The sequence below is a fragment of the Flavobacterium profundi genome, from assembly GCF_006491645.1.
GTDB lineage: Bacteria > Bacteroidota > Bacteroidia > Flavobacteriales > Flavobacteriaceae > Flavobacterium > Flavobacterium profundi.
Map to the genome: position 1 here is coordinate 169,777 of NZ_VDCZ01000010.1, position 19,544 is coordinate 189,320.

The 19,544-nt window shown below is 32.3% G+C and carries 16 protein-coding genes; 8 read left to right on the forward strand and 8 right to left on the reverse strand.

Annotation, left to right across the window (positions count from 1 at the left end):
- Positions 1-15: 15 nt before the first annotated feature.
- The 5 genes from FHG05_RS13460 to FHG05_RS13480 all read right to left on the reverse strand — a co-directional run bounded on the left by FHG05_RS13460 (position 16) and on the right by FHG05_RS13480 (position 6,372).
- A complete protein-coding gene (locus FHG05_RS13460) occupies positions 16-297 on the reverse strand; it encodes a F0F1 ATP synthase subunit epsilon (protein ID WP_140998617.1) in 282 nt (93 codons plus the stop codon).
- A 78-nt stretch (positions 298-375) separates the two neighbouring features.
- Positions 376-1,887, reverse strand: coding sequence for a F0F1 ATP synthase subunit beta (gene atpD / locus FHG05_RS13465; protein ID WP_140998618.1), 1,512 nt, complete (start codon positions 1,885-1,887; stop codon positions 376-378).
- A gap of 152 nt (positions 1,888-2,039) precedes the next feature.
- Entirely contained in the window at positions 2,040-3,887 is a 1,848-nt protein-coding gene (gene glmS / locus FHG05_RS13470) for a glutamine--fructose-6-phosphate transaminase (isomerizing) (RefSeq protein ID WP_140998619.1), read from the reverse strand.
- Between the two features lie 8 nt (positions 3,888-3,895).
- Positions 3,896-5,548 carry a DUF4270 domain-containing protein gene (locus FHG05_RS13475; RefSeq protein WP_140998620.1) on the reverse strand — a complete coding sequence of 551 codons (1,653 nt, stop codon included), beginning with the start codon at positions 5,546-5,548 and terminating at the stop codon, positions 3,896-3,898.
- 17 nt (positions 5,549-5,565) lie between these two features.
- Positions 5,566-6,372 (reverse strand): glycogen/starch synthase, encoded by an 807-nt coding sequence (locus tag FHG05_RS13480; RefSeq protein WP_140998621.1) that lies wholly within the window; start codon positions 6,370-6,372, stop codon positions 5,566-5,568.
- 107 nt (positions 6,373-6,479) lie between these two features.
- Between FHG05_RS13480 and panC the strand changes: the two genes are divergently transcribed.
- From panC to radA, 5 genes are all read left to right on the forward strand, one after another.
- Positions 6,480-7,328 carry a pantoate--beta-alanine ligase gene (panC, locus tag FHG05_RS13485; protein ID WP_140998622.1) on the forward strand — a complete coding sequence of 283 codons (849 nt, stop codon included), beginning with the start codon at positions 6,480-6,482 and terminating at the stop codon, positions 7,326-7,328.
- Positions 7,329-7,392: 64 nt separating this feature from the next.
- Positions 7,393-7,743 (forward strand): aspartate 1-decarboxylase, encoded by a 351-nt coding sequence (gene panD / locus FHG05_RS13490; RefSeq protein WP_140998623.1) that lies wholly within the window; start codon positions 7,393-7,395, stop codon positions 7,741-7,743.
- Positions 7,744-7,745: 2 nt separating this feature from the next.
- The gene (locus tag FHG05_RS13495) at positions 7,746-8,705 is read left to right on the forward strand and encodes a lysylphosphatidylglycerol synthase transmembrane domain-containing protein (protein WP_140998624.1); all 960 of its coding nucleotides are present in this window, start codon (positions 7,746-7,748) and stop codon (positions 8,703-8,705) included.
- Positions 8,706-8,789: 84 nt separating this feature from the next.
- Entirely contained in the window at positions 8,790-10,004 is a 1,215-nt protein-coding gene (locus tag FHG05_RS13500) for an alpha/beta hydrolase (RefSeq protein WP_140998625.1), read from the forward strand.
- A gap of 6 nt (positions 10,005-10,010) precedes the next feature.
- The gene (gene radA, locus FHG05_RS13505; RefSeq protein WP_140998626.1) at positions 10,011-11,372 is read left to right on the forward strand and encodes a DNA repair protein RadA; all 1,362 of its coding nucleotides are present in this window, start codon (positions 10,011-10,013) and stop codon (positions 11,370-11,372) included.
- Here the strand turns inward: radA and FHG05_RS13510 are convergent.
- From FHG05_RS13510 to FHG05_RS13520, 3 genes are read right to left on the reverse strand one after another with little or no spacing between them, the layout of a single operon-like run.
- Positions 11,361-12,212, reverse strand: coding sequence for a phytanoyl-CoA dioxygenase family protein (locus tag FHG05_RS13510; protein ID WP_140998627.1), 852 nt, complete (start codon positions 12,210-12,212; stop codon positions 11,361-11,363). The two genes, radA and FHG05_RS13510, sit on opposite strands and share 12 nt — an antisense overlap.
- A 14-nt stretch (positions 12,213-12,226) precedes the next feature.
- Positions 12,227-12,976 (reverse strand): LytR/AlgR family response regulator transcription factor, encoded by a 750-nt coding sequence (locus FHG05_RS13515; protein WP_140998628.1) that lies wholly within the window; start codon positions 12,974-12,976, stop codon positions 12,227-12,229.
- Positions 12,973-14,772, reverse strand: a complete 1,800-nt coding sequence (locus FHG05_RS13520; protein ID WP_232338093.1) for a tetratricopeptide repeat-containing sensor histidine kinase — start codon at positions 14,770-14,772, stop codon at positions 12,973-12,975. Before FHG05_RS13520 ends, FHG05_RS13515 begins: the two co-directional genes overlap by 4 nt.
- Positions 14,773-14,969: 197 nt before the next feature.
- Between FHG05_RS13520 and FHG05_RS13525 the strand changes: the two genes are divergently transcribed.
- From FHG05_RS13525 to FHG05_RS13535, 3 genes are all read left to right on the forward strand, one after another.
- Positions 14,970-16,145: a vWA domain-containing protein gene (locus FHG05_RS13525; RefSeq protein ID WP_140998630.1), complete on the forward strand. Its 1,176-nt coding sequence runs from the start codon at positions 14,970-14,972 to the stop codon at positions 16,143-16,145.
- A gap of 68 nt (positions 16,146-16,213) precedes the next feature.
- Positions 16,214-17,854: a DUF4139 domain-containing protein gene (locus FHG05_RS13530; RefSeq protein WP_140998631.1), complete on the forward strand. Its 1,641-nt coding sequence runs from the start codon at positions 16,214-16,216 to the stop codon at positions 17,852-17,854.
- A 108-nt stretch (positions 17,855-17,962) separates the two neighbouring features.
- The gene (locus tag FHG05_RS13535; protein WP_140998632.1) at positions 17,963-19,396 is read left to right on the forward strand and encodes a PQQ-dependent sugar dehydrogenase; all 1,434 of its coding nucleotides are present in this window, start codon (positions 17,963-17,965) and stop codon (positions 19,394-19,396) included.
- The last annotated feature ends 148 nt before the right edge of the window (positions 19,397-19,544 follow it).

Here is a 19,544-nt window from a genome sequence, read left to right on the forward strand (position 1 = left end):
TTGAAAGTCATCATTTTAGTCAGCTAAAACAATCACTTTATTATCTTTCATTTCGATAGTACCCGAATTAATTGGCAACCAAAATGTTTGCTCATTCACTTTATTGAATTTAGAAACAAATTCTTTTTCAATAGCTATGTTTTGAGCATTAATCTTAACGTTTCCTTTTGTTAATAAAGACACTATAGGAGCGTGATTATTTAACATCTGGAATTCACCGTTTACTCCAGGAACTGCTACAGAGGTAACTTCTCCTTTAAATAATGTTGCTTCTGGTGAAACTATTTCTAAAATCATATTTATTTAGTTAATAGTTGATGGTTGATAGTTGATGGTTGTATTTCTAACAACTTACAACTTACAACTTACAACGAATTATGCTTCTGCCAACATTTTCTCTCCAGCTTCGATAGCTTCTTCAATAGAACCTTTAAGGTTGAATGCAGCTTCTGGTAAGTGATCTAATTCACCATCCATAATCATATTAAAACCTTTAATTGTTTCTTTGATATCTACTAGTACACCTGGAATACCTGTAAACTGCTCTGCTACGTGGAAAGGTTGAGATAAGAAACGTTGTACACGACGTGCTCTAGATACAACTAATTTATCATCTTCTGATAACTCTTCCATACCTAGAATAGCAATAATATCTTGCAATTCTTTGTAACGTTGTAAAATTTCTTTTACTCTTTGAGCACAAGCATAATGATCTTTTCCTAAAATTTCTGGTGTTAAAATACGTGATGTAGAATCTAATGGATCTACAGCAGGATAAATACCTAACTCTGCAATTTTACGAGACAATACTGTTGTTGCATCTAAGTGGGCAAAAGTAGTTGCTGGTGCAGGGTCAGTTAAGTCATCGGCAGGTACATAAACTGCTTGTACAGATGTAATAGAACCTCTTTTTGTAGAAGTAATACGCTCTTGCATAGCTCCCATCTCAGTTGCTAATGTAGGTTGGTAACCTACAGCAGATGGCATACGTCCTAATAATGCAGATACTTCAGAACCAGCTTGTGTAAAACGGAAGATATTATCTACGAAGAAAAGTACATCTTTTCCTTGTCCATCTCCAGCTCCATCACGGAAATATTCTGCGATAGTTAATCCAGATAAAGCTACACGAGCACGTGCTCCTGGTGGCTCATTCATCTGACCAAAAACGAAAGTAGCTTTAGAATCTTTCATGATATTCTTGTCCACTTTTGTTAAGTCCCATCCACCATCTTCCATAGAATGCATGAAATCATCACCATATTTGATAATTCCTGATTCTAACATTTCTCTTAAAAGGTCATTACCTTCACGTGTTCTTTCACCAACTCCTGCAAATACAGAAAGTCCTCCGTGACCTTTAGCGATATTATTAATCAACTCCTGAATTAATACCGTTTTACCTACTCCAGCACCTCCAAAAAGACCAATTTTACCTCCTTTTGCATAAGGCTCAATTAGGTCAATTACTTTAATACCTGTAAATAAAACTTCTGTAGAAGTTGATAAATCTTCAAATTTTGGTGCTGGTCTATGAATTGGTAAACCATTTGCTCCTTCTTTAGGTAAATCACCTAAACCGTCAATTGCATCACCAATAACATTAAATAAACGACCAAACACTTCAGAACCAATAGGCATCTGAATTGGTGTTCCTAAAGAAACAACTTCTTGTCCTCTAGACAAACCGTCAGTAGAATCCATAGAGATAGTACGAACAGTATCTTCACCAATGTGAGATTGTACTTCTAATACTAATTTTGTTCCGTCTGCTTTAGTGATTTCTAATGAATCATAAATTTTAGGAAGCTCAGCATTTTCCGTGTTAAATACCACGTCAACAACTGGTCCGATAATTTTTGCAACTTTTCCTGTAACTTTAGACATTGCTTATGTATTTATTAAATAGCTATTTAGTATTGAAAAACTCTTCTATTTTTCAGAGTGCAAAGATAGTTTTTTTGTCGACACTTTTGCAATTTATTTTTTGAATTTTTTGCAATAAAAAAGCGAAAATTTAAATTTTCGCTTTAATAATGCTATTCTACAGTGACTGATTTTGCTAAATTTCTAGGTTGATCCACATTACAACCTCTCATTACCGCTATATGATACGATAACAACTGCAATGGAATTGTGGTTAATAAAGGAGTTAATGCTTCCGTAGTTTCGGGTATTTCAATCACGTGGTCTGCTAAGGCTTTCACTTGAACATCTCCTTTGGTAACAACCGCAATAATTTTACCACTTCTCGATTTAATTTCTTGAATATTACTCACCACTTTATCATAATGCCCTTTGTTAGGCGCAATAATTACAACTGGCATTGATTCATCAATTAATGCAATAGGTCCATGTTTCATTTCTGCTGCAGGATAACCTTCTGCATGTATATAAGAAATTTCTTTTAATTTTAAAGCTCCTTCTAAAGCTACAGGAAAATTATATCCTCTTCCTAAATACAAACAATTTGGGGCATCTTTATAAATTTTAGCAATTTCTTTTGCAACCTCATTTGTATGCAATGCCTCAGCAACTTTTTCTGGAATTAGTTCTAATTCTAATAAATATCTTTGATAATCCGAATTTGCCATTTTACCATTTGCCTTAGCCAATCGTAACGCCAATAAAGTTAAAATGGTAATTTGGGTCGTAAATGCTTTTGTTGAAGCTACACCAATTTCAGGCCCTGCATGTGTGTAAGCTCCTGCATGTGTCTCTCTTGAAATCGAAGAACCTACAACATTGCACACACCAAATACAAAAGCCCCATTCTCTTTAGCCAATTTAATTGCAGCCAAAGTATCTGCTGTTTCTCCAGATTGCGATATAGCTATAACCACATCATCTTTACTAATAATCGGATTTCTGTATCTAAATTCAGAAGCATACTCAACTTCTACTGGTATTCTTGCAAATTCCTCAATAATATATTCTGCAACTAGCCCAGCATGCCAAGATGTTCCACAAGCTACAATTATAATACGCTCAGCATTTAAGAATTTTTCAATATTATCTTCCACTCCAGCCATCTGAATAATTCCTTTATTCGCTAAAAGCCTACCTCTATATGTGTCTTTAATAACATTAGGCTGTTCATAAATCTCTTTCAACATAAAATGCTCATAACCTCCTTTTTCAATTTGTTCTAAGTTCATTTGCAACTCTTGAACATAAGGATCAACCAAAGAATCGTCTTTAATTTTACGAACTTTCATTGGTTTGTGTAAGCGTACAATTGCCATCTCTTCATCCTCTAAATAAATCGCATTTGATGTATATTCTATGAATGGAGTAGCATCTGAAGCAATAAAAAACTCCTCTTCTCCTATACCTATTGCTAAGGGACTTCCAAGTCTAGCAACTACAATTTCACTAGGACGCTCTTTATCGAAAACTGCAATTGCGTAAGCTCCGACCACTTGATTCAAAGCTATTTGAACCGCTTTTCCTAAACCTACATTTTCTTTCTTTTTAACATCTTCAATTAAATTAACCAATACTTCTGTATCAGTATCTGATTGAAAACTGTAACCCCTCTTAATTAATTCTTTTTTTATAGGCTCATAGTTCTCTATAATTCCATTATGTATGATAACCAAATTTCCTGAATTAGAATAATGTGGATGTGAATTTACATCATTAGGAACCCCATGTGTTGCCCAACGAGTGTGCCCCATACCAATTTTTCCAACTTTAGTATTCTCTTTTTCAGCCTTGATTTCCAAATCTGAAACTTTACCTTTTGTTTTTGACAATTTAGTATCTGTACCGTCATACAGTACAATGCCAGCACTATCATATCCTCTATATTCTAATCTTTTTAAACCTTTGATTAAAACAGGATATGCATCTCTATGACCGATATAACCTACAATTCCACACATAAAAATAATTAATTAGGTTTGGTATAATAAATTTCTAATTTTAATTTTTTAGATTCATCACTAGTATTATTACCATAAACAATAGTACCTACTGGACTAATAATAGAACCTACTGGCAACTTTTCGTTTCCAAAATTTTCAGAATCAAAAACAGTATAACTTGAAGAATTAGCAATATTATCAGTAACTGATAATCCTAACCTAACATTTTTATTTGTATTTGGATTTTCACCATTTATGATGTTGTCAATATGACTTCTAATTCTAATTCTAAATTTCACCCCTAATTCTTCATTATCTTCCTCTACTTCTAAAATTCCTCCAAATAACAACTTGTTATTTTTGGGATCAGTTGCTGTAGAACTATCATAAATATAGTCTAATAAAGGAGCATTATTTGTAGCATCATATAAATAAATTCTTGTTGCATTTTTTTGACCATCATTTTTTACATAAAAAGTCAAAAAAGCATCATTTACTAAAATGTTTTCAGCTCTTAATTGCTCCAATTGATCTGGAACACTATTAGCATCTGTATCTGGACCGAATAAATCAATAAATACTACCGAACCTTCATTCCCTTTCATATACAATAATTCGTCTCCAGTCGTGCTGTTAGAATTATTTAAAGCAGCCCCATAAGCTGAAGAAAAATTATTTTGAAAGAAATTAACAGTGTTTCCTGACATATTAATTCGCAATGATTTCTTTGTAAGTTCAGAAGTAGCTTCATCTTTAGAACGATATTGCATCATAATATATCCTTTTGAAAAATCTAAATACGTAAGAGCATCTTCATCAGGATTGTTTTCATTCATTTGAAAATACAAGCCTTTAAAGTATTCTTTAAAAATATTGTTGTTTATCAAATCTGAAGAAGAAGCATTCAGAATAATATCTTTAAAGCGATCTGGATCAAGATTTATCCACATTCCTGGAGCTAATCTTTGACTCACTACTCTTGCAGATTCATCAGTAGTAACATTACCACTACTATCTAAAAATTCTCCATTAGCGTTTCTTTTATAGAGTATAATTTCTTCATTACTAAATTTAAAAGCAGTTGTCTCTGAAGCCAAAGCCCCAGTAAATTCATTTAACGGAGCACCATCAAGATGACTTTCAACCAAACCTCTATCTGTTGCACCTGAATAATATTTTTGACGTTCTTCTGGATTGGTTCCAAAATCCCTTAAAAAATAATCACTTTTGTAAACTTTTAAATCAAAAGTCGCTGTTTCAAAATCTTCACCATAAGTTGAATTTAATTCATATGTATTCGGCTCATTACCTGTACCTGTAGCCGTTTGTGTACTTAAATAAGGTACATATAAATAAACAGAATCTGTAGCTGACTCAATTGTTGCTTCAAAACCAAAATCTGGATCCACACTAGCCAATGTTAACTGCGTCACAAAACTAGCTTTAGTTGTTCCAAAAAAAGGATCATTATAATAACCTAACATATTTGAAGGCAAATTGTTAGACTGAACTTCGCCTGTACTTTTTGTATATGCAATTACGCTAATATCGTCATTCTTTTCCAGTCCAAAATGATCATCTCCAATAACATCTGTTCCAATAGTATTAAAATCTTGGTCACAAGAAATTAAAAACATTACACTCAACAATAGAGCACTCTTTAAAACAATTTTTTTCATGCAATAAAAAAGGTAATTTATAAAATATGTTCTTTGATAAAATCAGTATACATTGTGCTTATTTTATCTTTAGAGGCGAAAGGTAAAAAAGGTTTTCCTGAAGTTTCTATATATTTTGTTAAAGTTGGATTCAAGCCTTCAGAACCTACTACAACACCATCTGAATGATCAATAGTGAGTTTCATTAGATTTTCATAATTAGGGTTTTGAATATCTTTGGTTACTTCTTTTGAAATATTATCAAAACTCATTTTACCAACTAATTCTGAATTCAGCTCACCTTCATAACCTAAATTATAAACAGAAGTAATAATTTTTGTATCTGCAAAAATACCTTCGTTTTTATAATAATGTTTTAAATAAACAGGTAATAAAGAAGCCATCCAACCATGAACATGAATAACATCTGGAACCCAGTTTAATTTTTTAACTGTTTCAACAACTCCTTTTGCAAAAAAAATAGCTCTTTCATCATTATCAGGATAGAGCACCCCTTCTTCATCTGTAAAAGTTGCTTTTCTTTTAAAATACTCATCATTATCGATAAAGTAAACTTGAATTCTCTCTTTTGGAATTGAAGCTACTTTAATAATTAGAGGCATATCCATATCATTCACCACTAAATTCATTCCTGACAAACGAATAACTTCGTGCAATTGATGTCTTCTTTCATTAATATTTCCATATCGTGGCATGAAAATTCTTATTTGACCACCTATATCATTAATCATTTTTGGAAATTCATACGATTGTAGGGAAACTTCGTTCTCTGCTAAATAAGGCACCACTTCAGATGATACGTACAATATCCTCTTTTCTTCCATAATTTATTTTGTTTAACATTTGTTTTTAAAAAACATGCAAAATTACAAAAATTTATGGATTTATCTAGTAAAATAGTAAGTTTGCATCCTAATTAATACAAAAAGGCATGCTTGTTTTCACTGAAAAGAAAGTTTTATCTCAGCATTTAAGTAGTATAATTGAAGCAAATAAAAGCATTGGTTTTGTTCCCACAATGGGAGCGCTTCATCAAGGACATCTTTCATTAATGGAGCAAGCTCTAAAAGAAAATGACACAGTAGTAGTTAGTATTTTTGTGAATCCTACTCAATTTAATAATATTGAAGATTTAGAAAAATATCCCAGAACACTTGAAGCGGATGTAAATAAAATGCAAACATTGAGCGAAAATCTACTCATTTACGCACCTGATGTAAAAGACATTTATGAACAAAAATTAGCCTCTGAGTCATTTGATTATGATGGCTTAGAATTAAAAATGGAAGGCAAACATCGATTAGGCCATTTTGATGGAGTAGGTACAATAGTAAAACGTTTGTTTGAAATTATTACTCCAAATAGAGCCTATTTTGGTGAAAAAGACTTCCAACAATTACAAATTGTAAAAAAATTGGTTGAAAAATTCCAACTTCCAGTTCAGATTATAGGTTGCCCCATTTTTAGAGAGCCTAATGGTTTAGCCATGAGTTCAAGAAATGAACGACTTTCACCTCAAGCTCGAAAAAAAGCTGCTTTTATCTATGAAACGTTACAAAAATCCAAACAAAATTTTATCACAAAATCTGCTCAAGAAACTACTGAAATAGTAGAAAAAGCCTTTAATAAACAAAAGAATTTCAAATTAGAGTACTTTGAAATTGCAGATGAAAAAACACTTTGTATTTGCCAAAAGAAAGACAATAATAAAAAATACAGAGGTTTTATTGCTGTTTTTATAGAAAACATTAGACTCATAGATAACATTCCAATGTATTAAAAAACAAAAAATAGATTTCACAAAAAAAAATAATTAATTTATTCAAAATAATTACCTTTGCACCATGCATATTCAAGTAGTAAAATCGAAAATTCATAGGGTAACTGTAACAGGTGCTGATTTGAATTATATAGGAAGTATCACCATTGACGAAACTTTAATGGAGGCTTCAAATATTATAGAGGGTGAAAAAGTACAAATCGTTAACATTAATAATGGTGAACGCTTAGAAACCTACGCCATTAAAGGACCTAGAAATACAGGTGAGATCACTTTAAATGGACCCGCAGCAAGAAAAGTACATCGAGGCGATATCATTATTATTATTTCTTATGCTTCCATGGATTTTGAAGAAGCTAAAAAATTCAAACCTACTTTGGTTTTCCCAAATGAAAAGGATAATTCATTGACCTAGTTTTGACTTTTTCTTTTAAAAAATTTTTAAAGACTACTATTCCACTTTTAATTGGAATAGCTTTAATTTATTATCAATTTTCCTCTTTTAGCAAAACGGAATTAGAACAGATTAAGAATTATTTTAAAAACGCCAACTATTTTTATGTTTTTCTATCTATTTTTATTTCCCTTTTTGGCTATTGGTCAAGAGCGTACCGTTGGAAATATTCTCTTAATCATTTAGGATACCAACCTAAATTTTATAATTCTTTTTTTGCAGTAAGTATTTCTTATTTATTAAATCTAACCATACCTAGATCTGGGGAAATTAGTAGAGCCGTGATTTTAAAAAAATACGAAGGCGTTCCTTTTGATAAAGGCTTTGGAACTATCGTTGCAGAAAGAGTAGTTGATTTACTTATTTTCTTACTTTTTGTCTTAACTGCCTTTATCATTCAGTTTGAAACTATAAATGCTTTCATCTTTTCACATATTTCTCCTCAAAAAATTGCTTTATTAACAGGGTTTTTAATCTTGGGAATGCTTGTATTTTTCTTTTTATGGAGATGGGCAAAATGGCCTCTGATTCTTAAAATGAAAAGTAAATTCAAAGGTCTAGCTGAAGGAATGACGAGTATTTTAAAAATGAAAACAAAATGGAAATATTTAGGCCACTCACTTTTTATTTGGTTTTCCTATTTGATGATGTTTTATGTTTGTGTGTTTTCAATACCAGAAACGGCATCAATTTCATTTGAAATTGTGATTATGGGGTTCATTTTTGGCACTGTTGCTGTTGGTTTTACCAATGGTGGAATTGGCGCTTTTCCCATTTCAATTTCAAAAGTCTTATTATTATATGGAATAGCAGAAGAAGCAGGAACCGCATTAGGTTGGATCATTTGGACTTCACAAACCATTTTAACGATTGTTCTTGGGCTTCTTTCTTATTTATTTTTACATCTTTTCAATAAAAATTAATTAGTATATTGCCGCATATTTCCACTTTTACTTTTAAGCAAAGAGGAAAACAATTGCCATAAACTCAAACTAACTTATAACGTTATGAAAACGAAATTTCTTTTACTATTTACTTTAGTAACTTCATTCGCTTTTTCACAAAGAATAACCGAATCTATCCCATCAAAAAAATTAGGAGGAGAAAGAACATTTACCGTTTCCCTTCCTGGAAATTATGAAGCTGATGTGGAAAAAAAATATCCAGTTCTAGTCTTGTTAGATGGCGAATATCTTTTAAACCCGTTTGAAGGAAACTTAAAATATGGTAATTATTGGGATGATTTACCAGAGACAATCATCGTTGCCATTAATCAAAATTATGGCGAACAACGTTTTGATGATAGCGATTATGATCAAACTGGTTTACCTTCAGGAAAAGGGGCTAGTTTCTTCGAATTTATTGGATTCGAATTATTACCATATATTGAAGGTAAATATAGAACCCAACCTTTCCGAATTATTGCTGGGCATGATACAACTGCAGGTTTCTTAAACTTTTATTTATACAAAGATGACCCTGTTTTTAATGCTTATATTTCACTGGGTGCAGAATTGGCTCCACAGATGATTACAAGAGTAGCAGAACGCTTACCGCTAATCAAAAAACCTATTTTTTATTATCACGCAATTGGTCAAGGTGACTTAACAGATATAAATGAAGGTGCCAAAGCTCTTGATAAAATGATTGCTTCCATTCCAAATAAAACGTTTAATTATCGTTTTGATCAATTTAAAGGAGCAAGTCATTACTCTCTAGTAGCTTTAGCTATTCCTCAAGCTTTATATTTTATTTTTGATGGGTACCAACCTATCTCAATGATGGAATACAAAGAAAAAATTGCTACTCTTGACAAAGGTTATACGCAATATTTAATTGATAAATACACCAAGCTAGAAGAAAAATTTGGCTTAAAATTAAAACCAAGATTAACAGACTTTAAAGCAATTGAAGCGGCTATTTTAAAGAATAAAGCATATTTTGAATTACAAGAATTAGGAAAATATGCCGACAAACATTATCCTAAAACTACTTTAGGCACCTATCACCAAGCTTTGTATTACGAAAAATCTGGCGAATTTAAAAAAGCGATTAAAGAATACCGAAAAGGTTATACTTTAGAAGAAATTAGAGAAATTACCAAATCTTTTATGTTGGATAAAGCGGAAAGTTTAAAAGGCAAAGAAGATGCTTCCACTGTAGAAGAATATGTTGAACCAGCTCCTGAAGAAGGAAGTGAAGAGAAAAAAGAAGGAGAATAAGAAACTATGGCTAAGGTAAAAACAGCTTTTTTTTGTCAGAATTGTGGTACTTCTTTTTCAAAATGGCAAGGCCAATGTCATGCCTGTAAAGAATGGAATACCATTGTAGAAGAAGTTATTCAAAAAGAAGAAAAAAAGGCATGGAAAACAGAAACCAATTCGGTTTCCAAAGCACCTAAACCTTTATTGATTAAAGAAATTGATTCGGCACAAGAAATCCGACTCAACACCACAGACAACGAATTAAATCGTGTATTAGGAGGTGGTTTAGTCCCTGGTTCTTTAACACTTTTAGGAGGAGAACCAGGAATTGGAAAAAGTACGCTTTTGCTTCAAATTTCTTTAAAATTACCTTATAAAACTTTATATGTTTCTGGTGAAGAAAGTCAAAAACAAATTAAAATGCGTGCGGAACGTATTGTTCCCAATAGCGACAATTGTTACATTCTTACTGAAACCAAAACCCAAAATATTTTCAGACAAATTCAGGAAATGGAACCAGAAATTGTCATTATAGATTCGATACAAACCTTACATACTGATTATATTGAATCTTCAGCGGGTAGTATTTCTCAAATTAGAGAATGTACCGCAGAACTGATTAAATTTGCTAAAGAGACCAATGTACCTGTGATTTTAATTGGCCATATTACTAAAGATGGTACTATTGCTGGACCAAAAATTCTAGAACATATGGTCGATACGGTATTACAATTTGAAGGGGATCGCAACCATGTATATCGTATTTTACGTTCTCTAAAAAACCGTTTCGGCTCTACTGCTGAATTAGGTATTTATGAAATGCTAGGCAATGGTTTACGAGAAGTAGACAATCCATCTGAAATTTTAATTTCACATAAAGAAGAAGCTTTATCAGGAACAGCAATTGCGTGTACCTTGGAAGGAATGCGTCCTTTAATGATAGAAATTCAATCTTTGGTAAGTTCGGCAGTTTACGGAACACCGCAGCGAAGTACGACAGGATATAATGCCAAACGTTTGAACATGATTTTAGCTGTTTTAGAGAAAAGAGCAGGTTTTCGTTTAGGTATGAAGGATGTTTTTTTGAATGTTACAGGAGGGATTTCAGTTGATGATACTGCTATTGATTTGGCTGTTGTGGCTGCTATTTTATCTTCAAATGAAGACATCAGTATCGAAGAAGGTTTTTGTTTTGCAGGTGAAGTAGGTCTTTCTGGTGAAATTAGACCTGTAAACCGAATAGACCAACGCATTCAAGAAGCGGAAAAACTAGGCTTTACTACTATTTTGGTTTCTAAACACAATAAAATTACTTTAAAAAATACCGCTATCAAAGTGGTTTTAGTATCCAAAATTGAGGATGTAGTTAGCGAATTATTTGGGTAATTCAAAACAATAATTAGACGGCTTGGCATGAATTGGCATAGCATAAATACTATGTAAAGCGGTTCTAATTTGTGCTTCATTTTCAAAGCAAGTTACCTCTTTTTCCCATTGAAATTGTGGCAATAAAGGGTTTTGTAAGTGGTAATAACTGGTGGCAACAGCTAACAATTGGGTTCTATTTGCAACTAATTCTGCTGTATAAATACCTTCTGTAGCGACTTGTTTGGCTGACAAAAATTCAAAATAAATGACACGTCTTTTTTCGTGCTTTTGCAAAATATCCGAACTATGCGCCAACATCATATCGTGAACCAGAATATCACCTGCTTTCATAGGCACTTCAAGGGTTTCTTCTTGTGCCAATTCACAAATGGTTTTTGAACTCAAATGGCTTCTGGGAACCACTTTTAAAGCACCATCACCAGCATGTGCATCGTCCACATAAATGCCCACCGTAAAGCAATTTCCTGTGCGTTGATGCATCATGTCTTGATGCCATAAAACGGGTAATTGGTCACCCGAATTTTTAATTACCGCAAATTCTTGAATCGCAAAAAAATCAGGACCACAAATTTCCTGAGCCATGTCTAATAAAAAGGGTAAGCCCAACAATTCTAAACAGGCCAAATTATTTTTATAACACAGTAATTCTACATTCGTAATGAACTTTTTTTCTCCAACAGAAATGGTTACTTTTTGAAAATCCTTTTCATCAGCCATTACCTCATCAAAAAAGATACGCAATTTTTGTAATAATGTTGGAGACAAACAATTCTCTATTTTTACAAAACCCTGTTCGTAAAACTGCTCTAATTGCGCTGTTGAGATTGGTGAATACATAAAATGGTTCTCTTTTACTTAAACTTACTTAAAAAATCATCTTTATAGGTACTGGAAATTTCAATTTCCGATTCATCTTGTAAAGTAATGAAACCTCCTTTGTTATACGCTTTTACAAAGTTCACATTGATAATATGAGATTTGTGTACCCTTAAAAATGGAAATGGTAAAATTTCTGAAAAGTGTTTTAAAAACCGACACACCATTTTTTTGGAGCCGTCGACTAAATGCAAATCGGTAAAATTACCATTGCCTTTTAAGCGCACAATATCTTTCATTTGTACAACTTCAAAACCTTCCAAAGTAGGTAAAATGACTTGTTGTTTCTCGGGTTTGGGTTCTCTGAAATTTTCTACAATAACTCTATTCCGATTGATTAAATCGTGTTTTGCCAACTGTTGCTGCACTTTGTTAACAGCTACAATTAATTCTTCTATACTAATGGGTTTGAGCAAATAATAAGCCGCACTTTGATTTAAGGCTTTTAAAGAATATTCGGAAAAGGCAGTTACAAAAATGGTTTCAAATTGCAAGTCTTTACAAGCTTCTAACACATCAAAGGCATTTCCAAAAGGCATTTCCACATCCAAAAAAACCAATTGCGGTTCCAATTCGTGTAACAAAGGTACTGCTTCTTTTATATTAGCCGCTTCACCAATAATTTCGACTTGCGGACAATACTTGTTGAGATAGTTTTTTAATACTTCTCTCGCTGCCGTTTCATCTTCAACAATAATACTTCTTATCTTTTGTAATCCTGTCATATTTTATCTAATAAAGGTACTGTAATAACGACTATGGTTCCCGTTTCTGGTGCTTCTTTTTCTGTAATAGAAAAGCTAATATTCATTTTATACAACTCATTTAATAATTTAATCCGTTCCAAAGTATTGGTCGTACCTCTCGACTGATGCACCTTTTGATTAACGGTTTTTAGAGCTTGACTTTGGGTTAACCCAATACCATCATCTTCAATCGTTATTTGCACTTTCTTAGGAAGCAATTGAAATTGTAAAAGCAAGTTGCCTTTGCCTTCTTTATAGCGTAATCCATGCCAAATGGCATTTTCCAAATGCGGTTGCAAAATCATATTGGGAATAAAGGTAACTTCGGTATCAATTTGTTCGTCTATCCTAATTTCGTACTCAAATTGATCTTGAAAACGCAAATGTTCTAACGCGAGATATTTTTTTAATTGCTCCAGTTCATTGCTAATACTAATAAAGTCTTTATTAGAGTTTTCCATCATGTTTCGCATTAAATGAGAATACGAACTCAAGTATTTATTGGCTTCTAATTCTTTATTTTCAGAAATAAATTGGTTCACGCTATTCAAACTATTGAAAATAAAATGCGGATTCATTTCTCTTCGTAAAGACTGCAATGCAATTTTTTTATTCTTAGTTTTAATAGCGTATAAGGCTTTTACAATCAGTGCAAAAAAAATAAAAAGTAACGCTAAAGAGCCAATCAAAAAATAATTGAATCGGTTCTTTTTGCTAATTAATTCGTCTTTTAACGCTTTTTCTTTTTCTAATTGTAAAATCTTCTTTTCGGAAATTTGAAATACTTTATCCTCTATTAAAGAACTATCTGCAGCTACAATTTCATCAAAATGGGTCAAAAAATCATCATACAACAATACACTTTCTTTATCATTCCCTTTTGATTTATAATATGCTACTAATTGATTTAAACTATTCTTAACTTCTTTAGTATTTCCTTTTTCGCTGGCTAAAGTGTAGGATTCTTTTAACGACTGTACGCCTTTTTCAGGTTGATTGAATTGGAAATAAATCTCGGCTACTTCTTGTAATTGCTTTATTTCGGTATCATAATCTTTATTCTTTCTCGCTTCATCCAATAAGTTCAATTGAATGGTTAATGCTTTTTCATACTCGTTTTCTTCTTTATATACTTCTGCTATTTTATTCTTTATTTTAATGGCTTCCTCAGTATCATCATTCACATAATCTAAAGCACTTTTATAACTTTCAATAGCTTCTTCTGTTTCAGCTGCAGATAAATCGGCTTCTGCTTTTTGAACATAAGCATTGGCAACCTCTTCTTTAAGAGCCACTTTTTTAGATTCTTTTACTAATTTATCTTTTGATTTTTCTTCTAATAATTGGATATTCGAATTAATATAATCCGATTGAGCTTTTGGGTTGCTTTGGTTGCGTAAACGGTTGGCATCATTATAATTCAATTGCTGAGACATTTCATCATCTGCAATTCGACCTGCATTTTCATAACTTTGAATGGCTGGAACCATTTTGTTTTGTCTCTCCTGCACTTGAGCAATAGAACGCGTTACTCTCATTTTATCTTCTCCCTTTTTTAATTTGGTATAAAGAGTTTCTGCTTTCTTATAAAATTCTTCCGCTTTAGCTAAATCGCCTTTTTTTTGGTAAACCAAAGCCAATTCTTCATAATTCTTTGCGGTCTTAAAATCATCATTGGTATCAATGGAACGCTCTAATTTTTCAACTGATTTAGATAGAGATACTTTGGATTTTTTGTCTTTAATAGTATCCTGAGCCTTTACCTGTAAAGACATTATAAAAAATATAAAGAAGAAATATGTGATTTTTTTTACTTGCATTGCACGGTTTAATTATACAATGTAAAGATAATTTTTTTACCGTTTATTATTTTATTGGTTTACCAAGTGAAAAGCCCTTTTCACCAAGTCTCCAAAATTAGCCTTGATTATCCTCCTAAATTTGAATCAAATAACTACAAAAAATATTTATTATGAGAACTAAAATCGTATACATCAGCACATTATTGGCATCCACTTTAACTTTTGGAAGTTGCCATAATAACAAAGCAGAAAATTTGGCAAACCCTAAAGTTGCCGTTGAAAAAACAATTGAAAAACCACTTTCAGACAACAAAATTCAGGTTGCTATTCTTTTAGATACTTCTAACAGTATGGATGGGTTAATTGAACAAGCCAAATCGCGTTTATGGAACATCGTAAATACGTTGACTACTTTAAAATATGAAGGAAAAACTCCAGAAATAGAAATTGGATTATATGAATATGGTAATGATGGTTTGTCATCTGCATCTAATTACATCAGACAAGTGGCTCCTTTGACCAATGATTTAGACTTAATATCCGAAAAATTATTTGCATTGCGTACCAATGGTGGAGAAGAATATTGCGGAGCTGTTATTCAAGATGCGGTGAAACAATTGACTTGGAAAGATGGCAATAAAAACATGAAATTAGTGTATATCGCTGGAAACGAACCTTTCAATCAAGGAAATGTAAATTATAAAGAAGCGGTAAAAAATGCTTTCCAACAAGACATTTACATTAATACCATATTTTGTGGTAATCATGAAGAAGGTATTCGCACGTTTTGGCAAGATGGTGCTATAACTGGAAATGGAAAATACTTTAATATTGATTCTAACGAACGTGTACGCTATATTAATACGCCTTATGATGATGAGATTACTTTATACAATCAAAAAATCAATGAAACCTATGTAAGTTATGGACGAAAAGGAGCTGAGAAAAAAATGAATCAAGTAGCTCAAGATGCTAATGCAGAAAGTGTTTCCAAAGCCAATTATGTAGAGCGTTCGGTAAGTAAATCCAAAGCGGTTTACAAAAATGAAAGTTGGGATTTAGTGGATAAAGTAAGTGAAGATGAAAAAGCCTTGGATCAAATCAAGTCAGAAGAATTACCAGCAGAATTAAAAGGAAAAAGCAAAGCAGAAATTAAAACCTATGTCGCGCAAAAATCGGCTGAAAGAGAAAAAATTCAAAAAGAAATTAGTGTATTAGCCAAAAAACGTCAGGCATACATAGACTCTGAAATGAAAAAAGAGAAAAAACAAGACGATTTAGGGAACGCCATTGCAACTTCTATTATCGAATTAGCTCAAAAGAAAGGATATCATGTTGAAAAATAATTGGTATTTTTAAATTTTATTTCCAACCTTTAGTTACCAAAAATAATCTTTATACAAAAAGTACACCCATGAAAAAAATAATAGTAGGATTACTTCTTTTAACAAGTGTTCCCATTTGGGCTCAGAAACCCATTTTCACCACTGCAAAAGTAAATGCCGCAACCGTTTATGTAAACAGTGCCGAATTATCGCAATCGACTACAGTAACTTTACCCAAAGGCAATAGTGAAATTGTAATTAAAAATGTAGCCGATTATGTAAACGAAAGCACCGTACAAATCAATGCACCTAAAAACATTACGGTGTTGTCAGTTCAGTTTACCAAAAATTATATTTCGGAGTATGAAATTGATGAAAGCAATCCTGTCATTAAAAAAGTAAGAGATAGTATTGATTTAGTTACCAAAGAAATGAGTAAAGTGGCTAATCAACGAACTTCGTATTCCAAAACCATTGAATTATTGGATAAAAACCAACAAATTTCTGGTGGAAATGCAGCTTTAAGTGTCACCGAATTAATGAAATTAGTAGATTATTATACTAGTAAAAGAACCGAATTAAGTAACTTAGTAAATACCTACTCTGAAAAAGAAAATAAATTAAGAGAACAATTGGCTACTTTAAATTCCAAATTAGAAATCAATACCCAAAAAGAAGAAAAAACTTCTAAAGGAAAATTAATTCTACAAGTAATGAATGATTTGGCAGGAACAGTTGATTTAGATATTAACTATTTAACGCAAGGAGCGTCTTGGTATCCTTTTTATGATTTAAGAGCTGAAAACATTAGTAGTCCAATAGACATGCTATACAAAGGACAAGTGACTCAAAACACAGGAATAGATTGGAAAAAAGTAAAACTAACTTTATCAAGTGGTAATCCAAACCAAAGTAATGTAGCTCCACTGTTAAGAGCCTGGTTCTTACATTTTGGTCGTTTAGATTACGGTTATAATGATGATTATAAAGAAAATACTTATCAAACTAGGGTCGCTGCAGAAGTTGCTGAAAAAGATAGGTTAGCAAAAGAGGTCTCTGAAAAACGTAGTATGAAACTAGAAAAATCTTCTATTTCAAACTATACTACAATTTCAGAAAACCAATTGAATGTAAGCTTTGATATCGACATTCCGTATGATATTCTATCTAATGGAAAAGCCCATAGTGTAGCCTTAAAAGAAATTCAATTACCTGCTTCTTATAAATATTATGCTGTACCAAAACTAGAAAAAGAAGCTTTTTTATTAGCGGAACTAAGCGATTATTCGAAGTTTAATTTATTACCTGGTGAAGCCAATATTATTTTTGAAGGCACCTATGTAGGGAAAACCTTTATTAATGCTAATGCTACTTCAGACACCTTAAATTTAAGCATGGGAAGGGATAAAAAGATTTCGATTAAACGAGAAAAAGTAGTGGATAAATCGGGAACCAAATTTTTATCTTCTTATAAAGAACAAGTATTTACCTACGATCTTATTGTGCGAAACAATAAAAAGGAGGCTATTAATATGATTTTGAAAGATCAATATCCAATTAGCACGGATAAAGAAATTACAATCGAACTTCTAGAAAAAGATAAAGCTTCGGCTAATGAAGAAACGGGTATTTTGACTTGGAAAATAGATTTAAAACCCAATGAAACAAAGAAATTCAGGATTAGTTATAAAGTGAAATATCCGAAAGATAAAATCATCGATAATCTCTAAAATAAAAGCCTATCTCATAAAAGATAGGCTTTTTTATACCTTGATAATTAGTGTTTTAAAATTTATTTTCGCTATTTTTACAAGGCAACTATAAAAAACAAACAAACTATGAAAACGATTAACTCATTCAGAAATCCGCTTGTAAAAGTATGGGCCCCAACTCAATTATTTGTATTTTTTATCTTCAGTACTTTTTCACTCGCACAAACCATCAGTTTACAATCTTTTGCCACTGGTTTTTCGAGTCCTGTAGAAATTACTCATGCTGGAGATTCTAGATTATTTGTAGTAGAACAAGGTGGACTTATTAAAATTCTAAATGCAAATGGAACCGTAAACACTACTCCGTTTTTAGATTTGTCTGGACTAATTGGCACTGGTGGCGAACGAGGGTTGTTAGGTCTTGCGTTTCATCCTGATTATAGTACCAATGGGTATTTCTTTGTAAATTATACCAATACTTCAGGTAATACCGTAATTGCAAGATACAGTGTTTATGCAGCTAATCCCAATGCAGCTAATCCTAGTGGCACCATTTTAATGACGATTAACCAACCGTATAGCAATCATAATGGCGGTTCTATTAAATTTGGTCCAGATGGCTATTTGTATATAGGAATGGGTGATGGCGGTAGTGGTGGCGACCCAGACGGATATGCTCAAAACACCACAATAAATGTTGCTAACCCTTCACGTGTATTTTTAGGTAAGATGTTGCGTATTGATGTGAACGCAACTGTTGCCCCTTTTTATAGCATTCCAGCAACAAATCCTTATGTGGGTCAAACAGGAAAAGAGGAAATTTGGGCATTAGGCTTAAGAAACCCTTGGAAATTTTCTTTTGATAGTGTTACCGGAGATTTATGGATTGCAGATGTTGGTCAAGGAGCTCATGAAGAAGTGAATAAAACCACAACGCCACTTCCAAATGATTTGAATTATGGATGGAGATGTTATGAAGGTAACGCATCTTATAATACTTCTGGTTGTCCAGCTTCATCTGCTTTAACTTTTCCTCTTATCGATGTCAATCATTCCACCGGAGCTTGTTCTATAACGGGTGGTTATGTTTACAATGGAGCTATGTATCCTAACTTACAAGGGAAGTATTTATTTACGGATTATTGTGATTCTAGAATAGGAATTGTAACCTCAACGGGTGCATTAAGTTATACTTTGCCTTTTTCAGGGAATAATTTTGTAACTTTTGGAGAAGACTTAAATAAAGAACTATACATTGCAGCAATTAATAATGGAACTATTTATAAAATAACAGATACGTCACTTGCTACGGAAGATTTTGAAAAAAATGGTTTTGTAATTTATCCAAATCCTGCTAAAGAAAGCTTTACCATTGTAAATACAAATAACATCATTACTCAAAAAATTACTATATATGATTTATCTGGTAAAATGATAATGTCTAAAGAAAACAACGGAATAACTGAAATTGCAATTCCTACTGTAACTTCAGGAGTTTATTTGCTCAAACTTACCGATACTAACAATGAAAATTATACAACTAAATTAATTATTCAATAGTTTTTCTAGTATCGTTAAAAAAAAAGGCTGCTTCAAATGCACTGCCCCCAAAAAGTTAGACACTATTTGGGGGTATTTTTATGGAAAGAAAAGTCAAGTACGATTATGCATTTAAATTAGAATGCGTAAGATTAGTTTTAGAAAAACA

Coding starts and splice junctions, on each gene's coding strand:
- FHG05_RS13460 (WP_140998617.1), bottom strand. CDS start 297: ATGATTTTAGAAATAGTTTCACCAGAAGCAACATTATTTAAAGGAGAA.
- atpD (WP_140998618.1), bottom strand. CDS start 1,887: ATGTCTAAAGTTACAGGAAAAGTTGCAAAAATTATCGGACCAGTTGTT.
- glmS (WP_140998619.1), bottom strand. CDS start 3,887: ATGTGTGGAATTGTAGGTTATATCGGTCATAGAGATGCATATCCTGTT.
- FHG05_RS13475 (WP_140998620.1), bottom strand. CDS start 5,548: ATGAAAAAAATTGTTTTAAAGAGTGCTCTATTGTTGAGTGTAATGTTT.
- FHG05_RS13480 (WP_140998621.1), bottom strand. CDS start 6,372: ATGGAAGAAAAGAGGATATTGTACGTATCATCTGAAGTGGTGCCTTAT.
- panC (WP_140998622.1), top strand. CDS start 6,480: ATGCTTGTTTTCACTGAAAAGAAAGTTTTATCTCAGCATTTAAGTAGT.
- panD (WP_140998623.1), top strand. CDS start 7,393: ATGCATATTCAAGTAGTAAAATCGAAAATTCATAGGGTAACTGTAACA.
- FHG05_RS13500 (WP_140998625.1), top strand. CDS start 8,790: ATGAAAACGAAATTTCTTTTACTATTTACTTTAGTAACTTCATTCGCT.
- radA (WP_140998626.1), top strand. CDS start 10,011: ATGGCTAAGGTAAAAACAGCTTTTTTTTGTCAGAATTGTGGTACTTCT.
- FHG05_RS13510 (WP_140998627.1), bottom strand. CDS start 12,212: ATGTATTCACCAATCTCAACAGCGCAATTAGAGCAGTTTTACGAACAG.
- FHG05_RS13515 (WP_140998628.1), bottom strand. CDS start 12,976: ATGACAGGATTACAAAAGATAAGAAGTATTATTGTTGAAGATGAAACG.
- FHG05_RS13520 (WP_232338093.1), bottom strand. CDS start 14,772: ATGTCTTTACAGGTAAAGGCTCAGGATACTATTAAAGACAAAAAATCC.
- FHG05_RS13525 (WP_140998630.1), top strand. CDS start 14,970: ATGAGAACTAAAATCGTATACATCAGCACATTATTGGCATCCACTTTA.
- FHG05_RS13530 (WP_140998631.1), top strand. CDS start 16,214: ATGAAAAAAATAATAGTAGGATTACTTCTTTTAACAAGTGTTCCCATT.
- FHG05_RS13535 (WP_140998632.1), top strand. CDS start 17,963: ATGAAAACGATTAACTCATTCAGAAATCCGCTTGTAAAAGTATGGGCC.